The sequence below is a fragment of the Henriciella mobilis genome (assembly GCF_003576285.1).
Classification (GTDB): domain Bacteria; phylum Pseudomonadota; class Alphaproteobacteria; order Caulobacterales; family Hyphomonadaceae; genus Henriciella; species Henriciella mobilis.
Window position 1 is genome coordinate 566,932 of record NZ_QWFX01000016.1, and the last position, 15,395, is coordinate 582,326.

Sequence of the window (15,395 nt, forward strand, 5' to 3'; positions counted from 1 at the left end):
AGGGGAGAAAAGAGATGTACGACTACAAAACGATCAGCGTCGAGGTTCGCGGCAGCGTTCATTATCTGACGCTCAACCGGCCTGACATGCTGAATGCGATCAACACCGAAATGGTCGGCGAGCTGTCGGACTATTTCGGCGGGCTGTTTCACAATCGAGCCTGCCGCATCGTTGTGATGAAGGGCGCCGGGCGCGCTTTCTGCGCCGGCCTCGATATCAAGGCCCGTGGCGAAGGCAATGAGCCGCCCTTTGGAGGCGGCTTTGGCTTTCAGGGCTTCCTCGCGGACGTCTACATCAAGATGCGGCGCTGTCCGCAGCCAATCATCTCACTGATCCAGGGGGCGGCCTGCGGTGGGGGCTTTGCCTTTGCGCTCGCCTCAGACATCCGCATCGGCGGCGAGAGCATGAAAATGAATGCCGCTTTCATCAAGCTCGGCCTGTCAGCCTGCGATATGGGTGTCAGCTATTTCCTGCCGCGGCTGGTCGGCGTGACCATCGCCTCGGAGCTGATGATGACCGGCCGTTTCATCCATGCAGACCGCGCGCTGGCGGTTGGCCTCGTCAACCAGATCGTTCCCGATGCAGAGCTTGATGCGGCCGGCGAGGTGTTCGTCGAGGAGATGCTGGCAACATCGCCCATGGGGCTGCGGCTCACCAAGGAAGGCCTCAACATGGCCGTCGATGCCGCCAGCCTCGAAGCCGCCATGGCGATCGAGAACCGCAACCAGGTGCTGTGCTCCACGACCGAAGACGTAAAGGAAGGCATGCAGGCCTTCATCGAGAAGCGCAAACCCGTCTACCGCGACGCCTGATCCGGGAAGCAGGTGCCGCCCTGTCTTCAGCGCCTGACGTCGAGCCCGTTTTCGCTCATCGCATCCTCGACTTCCCGGACCGTGGTGAGGTTCCAGTCGCCCGGAATGGAATGCTTGATCACGCTGGCAGCCGTCGCGAATTCGACCGAGCGCTGTGCGCCATAGGCCTCGATGGAGCCGTGCAGGATGCCGGCCGCAAAGGCATCGCCGCCCCCGATCCGGTCGACGACGCCGCTCATCGTGTGAGGCTTCGAGGTCCAGTGTCCCTCGCGGGTGTATAGCTCGCCGGTCAGGGTCTGGTCGGTGACCGAGGTCTGGGCCCTCGACGTGCAGGCGATGGCGGAGAGGCTGGGGAATACCTCGAAGGCGCGCGTCATGGCATCTGCGCGGCTGGCTGGCGTCTCACCCAGGATAAGGGCGATGTCGCGCTCATTGATGAAGGCTGCATCGGCATGGCCGAGAATGTCGCGCAGCACGTCCGGACCGTTGCCGCCCCAGGCCGACCAGAGCGCCTCTCGATAATTGCCGTCGAACGCCACGCTGATCCCCATCTCCCGGGCGGTGCGGACCGCATCGCGCGCGGCTTTCGAGGGTTCAGGACCAATAGCTGGCGTGATGCCTGACAGGTGCAGCCAGTCCGCGCCTTCCAGGAGCTTCGGCCAGTCATAGGCCGTGGCCGGTGTATTGGCGAAGACCGAATTTGCGCGGTCATACACGATCCGGGACGGACGGCGGACGGCGCCCGTCTCTAGGAAATAGATCCCCATCCGGCCGTCGCCGCGCGCCACACCCTTCGCATCGACCTGCTGTGCCCGGAGCGCCTCGATCGTGGCCTCACCGAACGGATTGTCCGGCAGGGCGCTCACCATACGGACATCATGTCCGAACCGGGCGAGCGATACGCCGACATTGGCTTCCGCGCCGCCGAAGTGGACGTCGAATTTCGGAGACTGCATCAGGCGCTCATGGCCGGGCGTGGTGAAGCGGAGAAGCAGTTCGCCGAAACAGATGATGCGCCCGGTCATGTTGCCTTGCTCCCAGCGTACGCGCCAGCCACGGCCAGCCGACAGATTGATCCCCCGCACCTAATCAGATGCGTGCCCAGCAAGGAAGCCCGCGCCGTGCCCGGCAAGCGACACCGGCACCTGGCGGAAGCGCAACACTTCCTCGGCCAGCGTGTCCGGGTCGGGGCTGGCCGGGTCTGGCTGCGATATGATGAGCGTCTCGATTTCAAGCCCGCGCGCCTTCAAGGCGTCGATAGCGGTCAGCGTATGGGAGACAGCGCCGAGATAAGGCGCCGCCACGAGGATGACCGGCAGGGCAAGGTCTGCCATGAAGTCGATCTGCAGCCGATCATCGGTCAGCGGTGACATCACGCCCCCGGCCCCTTCAACAATCATCCTGTGGGCACCGGCTTCCTCGATCTGGCGGCGCGTGAAATCGAGAATGGCACCATAGTCCTGCTCGACGCCGGCGCGGCGCATCGCGACATTCGGGGCGAGCGGTGCCTCGAAGCGGTGCAGGCAGATGCCGGAGACACTCTGCGGGCTGACCGTCTCGCCGCAGGCCTGCAGCAACTGGCCGGCATCGGACATGAGGAGGGCATCCTCGCCGAAGCCGCTCATCACAGGTTTGACGGCATGGACCCGGTGGCCTGCCTTGCGCCAGCCTTTCAGCAGGCGCGCGCTGACATAGGTCTTGCCGATCTCGGTTCCGATCGCGGTGACGAAGACAGCGCTCATGACCGGAGCGCCTTTTGCAGGGCGTCGGCCAGGCCGTCGACATCGGCTTGCGAATGACCGGCGCAGAAGGTGATCCGCAGCCGCGAGGTGCCCTGCGGCACGGTGGGCGGGCGGATCGCGGTGACGAGATAACCGGCTTCCTCAAGCTCGGCCGAGATTGCCATGGCGCGGGCTTCCTCGCCGATGATGAGCGGCACGATGACGCTTTCAGGCGCGGGCAGGCCGAGGCGCTTGCAGAAATGCGCCGCATGCGCTTTTGCCCGCCCGGCGCGCTCTGGCTCGGCATCCATGACGTCCAGGGCGCTGAGGGCACTGGCCAGGACCGGCGCCGGCAAGCCCGTCGTGTAGACCAGGCTGCGCGCCCGGCTGGTCAGCATGTCGATCACCGGCGCCGGGCCGCAGACATAGCCGCCATAAGCCCCGGCCGCCTTGGAGAGTGTCCCCATTTGCAGCGGGGCCGGATTGTCCTGTTCGAGCACGCCGAAGCCGTGGGCGTCGTCGGTCATCAGCCAGGCGTCGTGGCGCTCGCAAAGGGCCCCCAGGTCCGCCAGTGGCGCGAGGTCGCCATCCATGGAGAAGACCGTCTCGGTCAGCACCAGAAGCTGCCCCGGCGCATCACCCATCAGCGCTTCGGCATGGGCGAGGTCGTTGTGCCGGAAGATGCGGATCTCGGCTCCGGAGAGGCGCGCACCGGCATGCATGCAGGCATGCGAGAGCGCGTCCATGACGATCGTGTCGCCCTTGCCCACGAGCGCCGGGATCGTGCCGATATTGGCAAGGTAGCCCGAGCCGAAGACGCGGCAGGCCTCCAGCCCTTTCTTCGCCGCCAGCCGTGTCTCCAGCTGTTCGTTGAGCGGGCCGTCGCCGGTGATAAGCCGCGAGGCGCCGGCGCCGACGCCGAATTGCTCTGCCGCCTGCGAGGCCGCCGCGATGAGGCGCGGATCGCAGGACAGCGAAAGATAGTCATTGTCGCAAAAGGAAATGAGGCCGCGTCCGGCGCGCTCGGCACGGCCTTCGGCCATGCGTCGGGTCGGCTTCAGCGTGCGGTGCTGGCCTGCGTCCCGAAGCCGCTCAAGCCGGCCCTCGGCATAACGTGTCAGACTCCCTAAAGACCTCATGCAGACAGGCTTCCTCGAAATTGCTTCGGGCCTGTCCTAGTGAGATGCGCAATTGCCGCAAGCCTTGTCTTTCAATGAAGGGACCGAACATGCCGAACCGTAATGACTGGTTCAGGAAGGGGCTGGACCATATCTGGCTGCCCTATGCCCAGATGAAGACGCTGCCGGACCCGGCACCCATCCGCTCAACGGAGGGTTCACTGCTGCTCATGGAGGACGGACGCACGCTCATCGACGGTGTCGGCAGCTGGTGGACGAGCGTGCATGGCTACAACCACCCGGCCCTCCTGAAAGCCGCCCATGACCAGCTCGACGCGATGCCGCATGTGATGCTGGGCGGGCTCGCGCATGAACAGGCCTACCGTCTCGCCGCCCGCCTGGCGCAGGTGACGCCGGGAACGCTGTCGCGGGTCTTTTTCACCGAGTCCGGATCGGTCGCGGTGGAAGTGGCGATGAAGATCGCGGTGCAATACGCCATGAACCGGACCGGTGCCCGGCGCACGCGCTTTGTGTCCTTCAAGGGCGGCTATCATGGCGACACCTTCGCGACCATGTCCGTCTGCGACCCTGAGGAAGGCATGCACAGCCTGTTCGCCGGTGTCGTGCCGGAACAATATGTCGTCGACCTGCCGGACAGTGATGATCGCGCTGCTGCGCTGGACAGGCTGCTTGCCCAGCATGACGACATCGCCGCGGTCATCGTCGAGCCGCTGATCCAGGGCGCGGGCGGGATGCGGATGCATAGCCCGGCTGTCCTGCAGACGCTGCGCGCGGCCTGCGACCGGCATGGCGTACTGCTGATCTTTGACGAGATCTTCACCGGCTTCGGGCGGACGGGCGAGCTGTTCGCCGCAGACCGTGCCGGGGTGACGCCGGACATCCTCTGTCTCGGCAAGGCATTGACGGGCGGGGTGACGCCGCTCGCCGCCACCATCGCCAGCGATGAGGTCTACGCCGCCTTCCACACCGACTCCGCCGAACACGCGCTGATGCATGGGCCGACCTTCACCGGCCATGCGATCGCCTGCGCGGTCGCGAATGCCGGGCTGGACCTGTTCGAGCGCGAGCCGCGGCTGGCACAGGTGCGCGCGGTGGAAAAGCAGCTGCTCGACGAACTCGATCCGCTGGCCAGCCTTCCCCAGGTCGCCGATGTACGCGTCTGCGGCGCTGTCGCCGCTGTGGAGTTCCGTGAGGATTTCGATGTCGAGGCGGCGCGGCGCTGGTTCATCGAGCAGGGCACCTTCATCCGCCCGCTCGGCCGGGTTGTCTACCTGACGCCTTCCTATGTCATCGAGAGTCGGCAGCTGAGCCGGCTCACCGGCGCCATCGCTGACTTCGCCGGGACGCTGGCAGGGTAAACCACTCCGGGACGTGACATCGAAAAACAATATGCTACACCCATCGCAGATGGGCGTCTGCGAGGGGCGTCCGGTTTTCGTCCAAACCGGCAGGGTTTATCATGAAACTGACAGCATCCACCGCGATCGCCGCGGTGCTCCTTCTTGGCGCGTGCGCCGCGACCACCGAGGCCAGTGCGCCGGACCAACCTGTAGAAACTGCGGACGCCTCCGCCGGTGCAGACGCCGCCAGCGCACCGGAACAGGCCGCTGACTTCGACCTCGAATACGAGAAGTTCACCCTCGAGAACGGCCTCGAAGTGATCCTCCACGTCGACCGATCGGACCCGATCGTCGCCTTCTCGACCGTTGTCCATGTCGGCTCGAACCGCGAGAAACCCGGCCGCACCGGCTTTGCCCACTTTTTCGAGCATATGGCGTTCAATGATTCCGAAAACGTCCCGCGTGGCTGGAACCGCAAGGCCATCCCGGACTGGGGCGGCGAGCGCAATGGCGGCACCTGGTCGGACGGCACGATCTACTACGAGGTCGTGCCCAAGGACGCCTTCGACAAGATCCTCTGGATCGACAGCGACCGGCTCGGCTACATGATCAACACCGTCACCGAGGCCGCGCTGGAGCGCGAGAAGCAGGTGGTGAAGAATGAGAAGCGCGAGCGGGTCGACAACCAGCCCTATGGCTATACGCAGGAAGTCATCCGAACCGCGCTCTATCCCGAAGGCCACCCGTATAGCTGGACGGTGATCGGCCAGCTGCCTGACCTTCAGGCAGCAACGCTGGACGATCTGAAAGAGTTCTACGAGCAGTATTACGGCGCCGGGAATGCGACGCTCTCCATCGTCGGCGATATCGACATCGAGGAAACCAAGGAGAAGGTCCAGCGCTGGTTCGGCGAGATCCGCAAGGGCCCGGATGTCGAAGCGCTCGCCCCCATGCCGGTCAAGCTGGAAGAGACGAAATCGCTCTGGTTCGAGGACAATTTTGCCAAGCTGCCCGAGCTGCGCATGACCTTTCCGACCGTCGAGGCCTATCATGAGGACGAGCAGGCCCTCGACGTGCTGGCCCGCCTGATCGCCGGGACAAAGACCTCCCCGCTCTACCGCGGGATTGTCGAGACCGAGGCGCTGGCCCCGGATGTGTCGGCCTACAACAACTCAATGGAACTGGCCGGCGAGTTCGTCTTCCGCGTCCGCGCCAAGGAGGGTGTCGACCTCGACACTGTTCAGGCCGCCATCGAGGACGCCTTTGCCACGTTCGAGGAAGAAGGCGTCAACGAAACAGACCTGCAGCGCATCAAGGCCGAGCAGGAAACCATTCTCTACAACAATCTCTCGACGGTGCTCGGCAAGGCCAACCAGATGTCGAGCGACAATGAGTTCGCGGGCGATCCGTCCTATGCGATCACCGAAGCCGAACTGCTGCGCGCGGTCACGGCCGAGGACGTGATGCGCGTCTACGAGACCTATATCAAGGACAAGCCGGCCGTGGTCACGAGCTTCGTCCCGCAGGGCGAGGCCGACCTGGCCCTGGAAGGGGCCGAGAAGGCCGAGGTCTGGATCGAGGAAGTCAAAGCCGACGTCGCCGCGGAAGAGGTCAGCCAGGGCGAGGAAGCCGACTACGAGAAGACGCCGAGCCAGTATGACCGCTCCGAGCCGCCTTTTGGCGACCTGCCGCTGATCGAAATGCCCGAGGTCTGGACGGCCGAGCTCGCAAACGGAGCCAGCCTCTTCGGCATCGAGAACAATGAGCTGCCGCTGGTGACCTTCGACATCGTCTTCGATGCCGGCTCCTGGATGGACCCGGACGGCAAGGTCGGCACGGCCAGCCTCGTCGCCGACATGCTGAATGAGGGCACGGCCACGAAAACCGCCGCCGAGCTGGAACAGGCCATCGGCCTGCTCGGCGCCGGCATCAGCGTCAGCGCCGATTCCGACAGCGTCACGATCAGCGCCACGACGCTTGCGCGCAATTTCGAGGAGGTTGCTGCCCTGATCGTGGAAATGCTGACCGAGCCGCGCTGGGATGAGGATTACTTCGCCCGCGAGAAATCAGCGGCCCTGACGACCATCAAGGACCGCGAAGCCAGCCCGCCTTACATCGCGGCCAATGCTTTCGCCAAACTGCTCTATGGCGCCGACCATCCGAAAGGCCGGTTCAGCATCGGTACCGAGGAGAGCGTAAGCGCCATCGAGCTGGATGACCTGAAGGCCTATTTCGACGAGATGCTCGCGACCAATGTGCGCATGCACATCGCCGGGGCCGTCTCTCAGGAACGGGCCGAAGCGGTCTTCGGTGAGATTGCCGGCCTGCTGGACGAGGAAAAGGTCGCCCTGCCCGAATCCGCGATCCCCGAACAGGATGATGAGGGCAAGGTCTACTTCATCGATGTGCCGGGCTCGAAACAGAGTGTGCTGGCCATCGGCAAGCTGACCGTCGCCACCCCGCATCCAGACTACAACAAGATCGTCTTCGCCAATGAGAAGCTCGGCGGCGGGATCAGCGGCGACCTTGCTCAGGTGCTGCGCATTGAGAAGGGCTACACCTATGGCGCCTATTCCTATGTGACGGGCGGCCTGGTGCCCCAGCCCTTCCGCATCGGCACGAGCGTGCGTGCCAATGCGACCGAGCCGTCGCTGGAGGTGATCAGGGACATGCTGGTGCAGTACGGGCCTGACTTTGACGAGGCAGCCGTCGAGCTGACGCGTCAGAAGCTGGTCAAGGAAGACACCCGCGCCTTTGAAAGCCTCAGCGAGAAGCTCGGAACGCTCCGGGAGATCTCCAAGTACGGCAAGAGCCTGACTTTCGTCGAAGACGAACAGCAGGAACTCCTGTCCATGCCGCTGGAGGAATACAAGCGCGTGATCGCCGAATACCTCGCCGAGCCGGACATGACCTGGATCATCATTGGCGATGGCGAGACCCAGCTGGAACCGGTGAAATCCTTCGCCGGCGGCGACGTCACCCTGCTCGACATCTTCGGCGACCCGGTGGAAGCCGGCACGCCGTCAGAGGAGTGATCTACAAACCATGCGGGCGGTGCTGATCAGGCGCTGCCCGCACTGGCCTGCTCACGCGCTGCCTTCTGCCCCGTCGTTCCGAAGATGCGAAGATGCAGCATCAGCAACGCCGGCAGGATGAAGATCAGCATCGCGGTTCCGAACAGGATGCCGAAGCCAAGCGAAATGGCCGTCGGGATCAGGAACTGGGCCTGAAGGCTGGTTTCCATGATGATCGGTGTCACGCCCAGAAAGGTCGTCAGCGTGGTCAGCATGATCGCCCGGAAGCGGTCCAGCATGGCCGCAATAACGGCGTCGTGCGGGTCCTCACCCTGATCGAGACGCTCATTCAGGAAGTCCGTCACCATCAGGGATGTGTTGATGATCACGCCTGACAGGCCGATGATCCCGAAGAAGGACAGGAGGGTCAGGTCGGCGCCCATGATGCCGTGGCCCAGCAGGGCACCGACAAAGCCGAACGGGATGGCCGCCATGATGACGATGGGCTGGCTATAGGAGCGGAAGTTCAGCGCCAGCAGGAAGTAGATCCCGATCATGGCCAGCAGGAAGTTGCGGACGAGGACCGGTTCGGCCTCGGCCTGGTCTTCCTGGTCGCCGGACACGCGCATGGTCAGCCCGTCATATTGCTGCTGCAGGCGCGGCAGGACGACATCGAACATATGGTCGGACACGATATCGGCTGTCGTGACATCCTCGTCCACGAAGGCGCTCAATGAGTAGATACGGCGGCCATTCACGCGGTTAATGGAGGCCGGTGCCGGCGCGATGGAAAGCTCCGCCAGATTGTGCATCGGCACGAAACCATCACCGACTTTCACGCGCAGGCGCTTCAGGGTCTCCAGCGAGTCGCGCTCATTTTCGGGCAGAAGGACCCGGACGGGGATTTCCTCGCGGTCGCGCTGGATGCGCACCGCCTCGGCCCCGAAGAAGGCCGCGCGCACTTCGCGGGCAAGGTCGTTCTGGGTGATGCCGTAATTACGCGCCAGAGGCTTCAGGCGGATCTGCACTTCCTCGGTCGTGCGGAAGCGGTCATCGCGCACGTCATAGACGCCGGGACGGGATTCCAGCTCGCGGCGAAGGTCGAGAACGGCATCGCGGGTCTGCTCGTCGGTCCTGGCCGAGATCTGCAGCTGGATCGGCGCACCGGGGCTGACGAGGTCCGAGGTGAAGGTCAGCTTCTCCGCGCCGGGGATATTGCCGACAGCCTGGCGCCATTCGCGCTCGAAACTGCCGGCGCCGAAATCCCGGCTGGCGGACTCCTTGAGCTTGGCGACAACATAGGCGCGGTTGCCGGACGATCCGGGTCCGCCGCCGCCTTCAAGGGGATTGCCGCCCCCGCCGCCGATTGGCGAGCCGATCTGGTACAGCACGCCTTCAAGCGCGCCCTCGTCGGACGAGACATTTTTCGCTGCGACACTGGCCGCCTCGGAAATCGTTCCGGCAAAGCGCTGGGTCTGAACCTCGGACGTGCCTTCCGACAGCTCCAGCTCAGCGGTGACATAGTCGCCCTCAACGGCCGGGAAGAAGATGAATTTGAGATAGCCGCTCGATGTCAGCGACTGGGCTGCGAAGAAGATACCGACGCCAATCAGCACGATCATGGCCGGGCGCAGGACGACAAACTCCATCACGCGGCGAAGTGGGCCGTCTGTAAAACTGCGCAGGCGCGCGGCGACCCGGTCGCGCACCGGATCGGCAATCCGCCGGGGTGACCAGCGGCCCGGCTTCTTCTCTTCAAGATGCGAGAGGTGGCGCGGCAGGATGAAGAAACTCTCCACCAGCGAGATCACCAGCAGGATGATGACCACCGCAGAGACCTGTCCGAGGAACTGGCCGAACAGGCCGGGCACCAGGAGGATGGGCACGAAGGCGGTAATCGTGGTCGAGACGGAAAACAGGACCGGCCGGGCAACCCGCAACACGCCGAGGCGCGCGGCTTCCATTGGCGCATGCCCGCGCCGCCAGTTGGCGTGGATGTTCTCACCCACGACGATGGCGTCATCCACGATGATACCGATGGCCAGGATAAAGCCGAACAGGGAGAGCTGGTTGATCGTCACCCCGAAGAGGAACATCGGGAAGAAGGCCGCAACGAAGCTGACCCCAACCCCCAGCGCCACCCAGAAGGCGATGCGCAGGTCGAGGAAAAGCAGGAGCAGCAACGTCACAAGGACGAGGCCGAGAATGGCATTGCGCACCAGCAGGTCGATCCGCGAGCGCAAATTGACGGATTCATCGCGCCAGAGCTCGTGTGAAATGCCAGCCGGCAAGGCATCCCAGATCTCCGTATCGAGGTAATCCCGGACAATATCGGCATTATCCAGCGTCTTCTCGCTGCCGACCCTGAAGACCGAAACGATCGAGGCGGGCTGTCCCTTGAACACCGCTTCGATCGGATCGTCGGAGAGGTCATCGGTGATCGTCGCGATATCGCCCAGATAGATCGGCCGGCCATTGCTTCCCGCACCGACGACAATGTTGGCAAACTCGGCGCCGCTCCGTCGTTCGCCGACGGCCCGCACGCGAAGCAGCTGGCGGTCGTCCTCGATCTCGCCGGCCGACAGGTCGATGCTTTGCTGGCCGATCGCCTGCGCAATCGCGGTAAGGCTGATATTGCGGGCGCGAAGCTCCTGCTCGGGTATGGCAATCCGGATCAGGTAATCGGGCACGCCGCCGATCTCGACGAGCGACAGCCCGTCCTTGGCGGCGAGATCCCGGCGCACGCGGTCGGCCGCCTGCTTCAGCAGCCGCCGGTCGGCATCACCATAAAGGATGATCTGGGCGACCAGCTCATCCGGCTCCACCTCTGTGACCTGCGGTGACTCGGAATTCTGCGGGAACACGGTAATCCGGCCGAGCTCGTTCTTCACCTCGTCGAGCATGTCGGCCATGCTCTCGCTCTCGGGAATATCGACGATGACATTGCCGACGCCCGACGCAGCAAGGCCAGTGACCTTGTCGACGCCTTCCAGGCCTTCAAGCCGCTCTTCGATCGGCCGGACGATGGAGGTTTCGACATCTTCCGGCGTTGCGCCCGGATAGGGCACGGTGATAGAGATCTGGTTGGTCTCGATGGGCGGGAAGACGCGCACATTCAGCGCCGACAGCGACGCCACGCCGGCAATCACCAGGAAGACCATGAGGAGATTGGCAGCAACCCGGTTTGCGAGAACGCCTTCGATCCAGCGGTTCACGAGCCGGACTCCATGACGTGGACCCGCATGCCTTCGATTTCTTCCGACAGCACGGTCGTCATGACGCGCTCATCGCCTGTGAGGTCCGGGGCATGCACGAGAATGGCATCATCGGACTGGTCGATCGGGTCGACACTGACGCGGCGGGCCTGTTCGTCCTCATCGATCACCCAGATATAGGAATCCTGGCGAACCGCGCCCTTCGGCAGGCTCCAGACAGGGGTCTCGGAGACGCCCTGGACAACAATGTCCATGAAATCGTCGGTGAAGACTTCGCCTTCATTCTCGGGGATGAACGCGTCCGGAAAAACCGCGATCACGGTGGCCGTGCGCGAGCCCTGGTCGATGACGGGCGAGAATTCAGCGAGGTAGCCATCCAGCGTCTTGCTGCCGAGCGAACTGCCATTCGGCACGGCGCGAACCGGCAGGCGCCCATCCTCCGCCGCGCGCATGGCCGCCCGGACCGCCGCAATATCCTCAGCCGGCAAGCCGGCCTGGATTTCACCGGCACCGGCGCTGATCAGTGTGGCGAGAGGCTGGCCGGGCGCGACGAATGTGCCCGGCGCGACAGACTCGCTGGTCACGATGGCATCGAAGGGCGCAGTGATGACGGCCTTGTTCAGCGTGCGCTGTGCCACGACGAGTTGCGCTTCGGCCTGCTGGACGGCGGCCTGCGCATCTTCATAAGCCGCCAGCGCCTGCTCTGCTGCCTTTTCGGGGGATGCCCCAATCTCCGACAGCCTCTGCTGGCGGTTCTTCTCGGCCTCTGCCTGCTGCAGGCGGGCCTTCGCCGTGGAGAGCTGCGCCCTGGCGCGGGCCAGGTCGGCGCGGAAGTCGCCATCATCGATCTTGAGGATGGTTTCGCCCTTGGCGATACGGCCGCCGACTTCCAGGGCCGGGTTGAGCGCCGTCACCTTGCCGGAAACCTCGCCGACAAGGCTGAGGGAGTCGCGCGCCTGAAGACGTCCGGGCGCCGACACGTCATATGTCCGCCCGGCGGACTCGACGCTGGCCGTCTCGACATAGGGAATACTGTCTTCACGGGCCGTGGCGGTTTCGTTGACCCCGGACCGGGCGCCCGCAACCGTCATGATCGCGAAGCCGACAGCCGCGACAAGCAGCCCGGCCAGAATCCACACGCGGCTCGGTTTTTCTGCACGGCTCTTCTGCGAGCCCGTTTCGGACGTCATAACAGTTCCCAACACACCCTGGGGCAAATATCCGACTGGACCTCACCCTCTATGATTGTACATGGTGCCACCGACCCGTTTTGCCAGCAGACCCGTTTTGATGACCTTCCATCCCACAAAAGTATCAATCTTTGCTTTATGCGCTTTAACGATGACAGGCTGCCTGTCCGTCGGGCCGGACTATGAGCCACCCGCTCTCGACACCTATCAGGACGCATGGATCGCCGGAGAGAGCGATGTGCTGGCACCCGGTGCGGTTGCAGAAGCCGACTGGTGGCAGGCCTTCAACGACGCCCACATGACGCGCCTGGTCGAGGATGCGGCCAGCAGCAATCTCGATCTCATGGAGGCGAATGCCAATATCGAAGCGGCCCGTGCTGCTGTAAATGCAGCACGCGCGAGCCGGTTCCCGATGGGACAGCTGTCCGGCAGCGTTACCCGGCAGAAGCAATCCAGCGGTACCTTTGGCGCGGACCTGCCTTTCGAGTTCACAGCCCAGACCCAGTATTCGGCTGGTGCCGATGCGAGCTGGGAAGCGGACCTGTTCGGCCGCATCGCCAACAGTATCGGCCAGGCCGAGGCGGCGCTTGGCGGGCGCGAGGCGGTTGCAGCCGACGTCGCGCGGGCCGTTACCGCGCAGACTGCGACGACTTATCTCACCCTTCGCGAACTCGATGCCCGGATCAGCGTGAACACTGAAAGCCTCGCGCGCCAGGAGGAGGTACTCGACCTGACACGCCAGCTCAGGGATGCCGGCGAGATCGCCGACATGGATGTCGAACGCCAGAGCAATCTGGTGGAATCGACCCGCGCAGGCATCGTCGCGCTGAAGTCCGCGCGGTCCGAAACGCTGGCCGGGCTGGCGCGGCTGACGGGCAAGACCGTACCGGATTTCCTCACCACCTATCCGGACCTCGAATCCTATCAGACCGACAGGCTGCCGCCGGTCGAGGCATTCCAGCCGATTGCCATCGCTGCCCCTGTCGACCTGTTGCGCCGCCGGCCCGATATCCGCGCGGCCGAGCGCCAGCTTGCCGCAGCGAACTATGTCGTGGGCGCGGAAATGGCCGACCTCTACCCCCGCCTGACCCTGTCCGGACAGGCCGCATTCACCGCCAATGAACCCGGCAACCTCTTTTCCGACGAAGCGCTCGGTTACAGTTTCGGCCCGCGTCTCAGCTGGGGCATCTTCAACCTGCCGCTGACACGCGCCCAGATCGAGCAGGCCGAAGCCGAAGCCAGGGCCGCCGAAGCCAGTTTCGAAGGCGCCGTCATCCAGGCCCTCACGGAAACGGATGCGGCACTGGAAGCCTATAATTTCGCGGTCGAGGAGGCCGCGCTGCGGGTCAAGGCGCTGGGATCGGCCGAGCGGGCGCTCGACCTTGTCGAGCTTCGCTACCAGGAAGGCGCCGACAGCCTGCTCAGCCTGATCGATGCCCAGCGCCAGACCCTGTCGGCGAGCGATGCCGAAGTGCAGGCCCGGCATGAGGCGCTGCGCCGGCGGGTCACGGTGTATCGTGCCTTCGGCGGCTAGGTCCTGGCCTCAGCCGAACCCTTCGATCTTGTGGTAGGCGCGCCCCTGATAGATCAGGCAGGTGGTCGCCTGGCTGACCGAAATGTCGAGCGCCTTGCAGAAGAAGACCGTGTGGGTGCCGTATTCGACCGCCTTGTCGACCTCGCAATCGAAATAGGCCGCCGTTTCCGCAAGCACGGGATTGCCAATGGGGCTGTCCTGCCACTCGCCCGTATCGAAGCGCCTGGCCGGGACAACGGACGGATTTGAGAACGCCGCACTGACGGTTTCCTGGTCGCAGGACAGGACGTTCACGCACAACCGGCCATTGGTCTTGATCGCGGCGTTCGCGCCGGAATTGCGGTTCACGCACACGATCAGCGAGGGCGGATCGTCCGACACCGCGGTCACAGCCGAGGCCGTGATGCCGTAGCGCCCGGCGGGGCCGCCGGTCGACAGGATGCACACAGCTGAGCCGAGTTGGGCCATGGCGGCCCGGAATGACTGGCTGTCATTCGTCATGAAAGGTTTCGCTCCAGGCGATCTTTGAGGGTCTTGCTAGAACTTATTCACGATTTGCCGGATTTCGAGCGAAAAGCCGCAATTCACTGTCTTGAAGCCCATGAGTGCCCCAGCCGGCGTCAGCGTGCGCGCTTCATCCGCTCGAGCATGCCGGAAACGGGCACGACGTCTGCGCCCGACGCCTCGATGGCATCCAGCAGCTGCTCGAAAGCCCGCGGCGTGCAGCCCCAGCGGCTTGGATTGTCGGCGATATCGTGGGTGAAGATGATCAGCCAGTCGCGATCGCCCTTCATGCTGGCAAGCTGGTCCAGCGCGAGCGCCGTGCCGCCATTATGGTCTTCGATGCCGGTCGCCTTGAGCAGGCCGAGATCGGCGGCGTCATTGTGAACGCCGGGGCGCACACCGCGCAGGGCCGGCATCCGCCGCATCAGGAGACGCTTGGCCGAGACATCCAGACGGCCATAGGGAAAGGCAAAGCTCTTCGCGCGCGGCAGGTGGTGCTTGCGGAAGAAGGCGTGGTTGCGGCCAAGGTCGCGCAGCACTGCCTCGTCGCTCGCTGGCGCGCAGTCCATATGGCTGAACGTATGGCAGCCAATATCGTGCTTCTCGCGCTTGAGGCGCTGCAGGTCGCCCGCGTCGAACATGCGTCCGTGAATGTGATGGTCTGTGCCCATCATGCCGCCAGCGGCATACCAGGTCGCCTTCCAGCCGCGGCGGGTCAGCGCCGGCAGAGCCTCGGTCACCGCGGACTTCGGGAAGTCGTCGAAACAGATCGAGACATGGCGTCCACGCGGCAGCAGCCGCTTGTCAGTCGCGACAAACGCGGCGCAGCTTCGCGAATTTTCTGGACCGGCTTTTGTAAATAGTAACCGAGAGCAGTCATATTGCCTCCTGGGGACATGGAGTTGCCCCGGGCCATGCAAGTTCTT

Annotated in this window: 11 protein-coding genes; 4 read left to right on the forward strand and 7 right to left on the reverse strand. The window is 64.2% G+C overall.

What is annotated here, in order from left to right; translation table 11 throughout:
* Nucleotides 1–14: 14 nt before the first annotated feature.
* Nucleotides 15–812, forward strand: coding sequence for an enoyl-CoA hydratase/isomerase family protein (locus D1223_RS18165; RefSeq protein ID WP_119377752.1), 798 nt, complete (start codon nucleotides 15–17; stop codon nucleotides 810–812).
* Nucleotides 813–838: 26 nt separating this feature from the next.
* Here the strand turns inward: D1223_RS18165 and D1223_RS18170 are convergent, their stop codons facing one another.
* The 3 genes from D1223_RS18170 to D1223_RS18180 are packed head-to-tail and all read right to left on the reverse strand — an operon-like array spanning nucleotide 839 to nucleotide 3,672.
* Nucleotides 839–1,837, reverse strand: coding sequence for a sugar kinase (locus tag D1223_RS18170; protein ID WP_119377753.1), 999 nt, complete (start codon nucleotides 1,835–1,837; stop codon nucleotides 839–841).
* A 60-nt stretch (nucleotides 1,838–1,897) separates the two neighbouring features.
* Nucleotides 1,898–2,554 (reverse strand): dethiobiotin synthase, encoded by a 657-nt coding sequence (gene bioD / locus D1223_RS18175; RefSeq protein ID WP_119377754.1) that lies wholly within the window; start codon nucleotides 2,552–2,554, stop codon nucleotides 1,898–1,900.
* Nucleotides 2,551–3,672, reverse strand: coding sequence for an aminotransferase class I/II-fold pyridoxal phosphate-dependent enzyme (locus tag D1223_RS18180; RefSeq protein ID WP_119377755.1), 1,122 nt, complete (start codon nucleotides 3,670–3,672; stop codon nucleotides 2,551–2,553). Before D1223_RS18180 ends, bioD begins: the two co-directional genes overlap by 4 nt.
* 89 nt (nucleotides 3,673–3,761) lie before the next feature.
* Between D1223_RS18180 and D1223_RS18185 the strand changes: the two genes are divergently transcribed.
* Nucleotides 3,762–5,030, forward strand: a complete 1,269-nt coding sequence (locus D1223_RS18185) for an adenosylmethionine--8-amino-7-oxononanoate transaminase (RefSeq protein ID WP_119377885.1) — start codon at nucleotides 3,762–3,764, stop codon at nucleotides 5,028–5,030.
* 101 nt (nucleotides 5,031–5,131) lie between these two features.
* A complete protein-coding gene (locus D1223_RS18190; RefSeq protein WP_119377756.1) occupies nucleotides 5,132–8,047 on the forward strand; it encodes a M16 family metallopeptidase in 2,916 nt (971 codons plus the stop codon).
* Between the two features lie 26 nt (nucleotides 8,048–8,073).
* Here the strand turns inward: D1223_RS18190 and D1223_RS18195 are convergent, their stop codons facing one another.
* Both D1223_RS18195 and D1223_RS18200 read right to left on the reverse strand, forming a co-directional pair.
* Complete coding sequence (locus tag D1223_RS18195; RefSeq protein ID WP_233353229.1) at nucleotides 8,074–11,241, reverse strand: efflux RND transporter permease subunit; 3,168 nt, start codon at nucleotides 11,239–11,241, stop codon at nucleotides 8,074–8,076.
* Nucleotides 11,238–12,431 (reverse strand): efflux RND transporter periplasmic adaptor subunit, encoded by a 1,194-nt coding sequence (locus D1223_RS18200; protein WP_119377757.1) that lies wholly within the window; start codon nucleotides 12,429–12,431, stop codon nucleotides 11,238–11,240. Before D1223_RS18200 ends, D1223_RS18195 begins: the two co-directional genes overlap by 4 nt.
* 100 nt (nucleotides 12,432–12,531) lie before the next feature.
* Here D1223_RS18200 and D1223_RS18205 point away from each other — a divergent pair, with 100 nt between their 5' ends.
* On the forward strand, nucleotides 12,532–13,965 hold the full coding sequence (locus D1223_RS18205; protein ID WP_267896329.1) for an efflux transporter outer membrane subunit: 1,434 nt from the start codon (nucleotides 12,532–12,534) through the stop codon (nucleotides 13,963–13,965).
* A 9-nt stretch (nucleotides 13,966–13,974) separates the two neighbouring features.
* On the opposite strand, the gene D1223_RS18210 is transcribed toward D1223_RS18205, so the two are convergent.
* On the reverse strand, nucleotides 13,975–14,466 hold the full coding sequence (locus D1223_RS18210; protein ID WP_119377759.1) for a flavin reductase family protein: 492 nt from the start codon (nucleotides 14,464–14,466) through the stop codon (nucleotides 13,975–13,977).
* A gap of 119 nt (nucleotides 14,467–14,585) precedes the next feature.
* Nucleotides 14,586–15,389 (reverse strand): polysaccharide deacetylase family protein, encoded by an 804-nt coding sequence (locus D1223_RS18215; protein WP_158586523.1) that lies wholly within the window; start codon nucleotides 15,387–15,389, stop codon nucleotides 14,586–14,588.
* Between the last annotated feature and the right edge of the window lie 6 nt (nucleotides 15,390–15,395).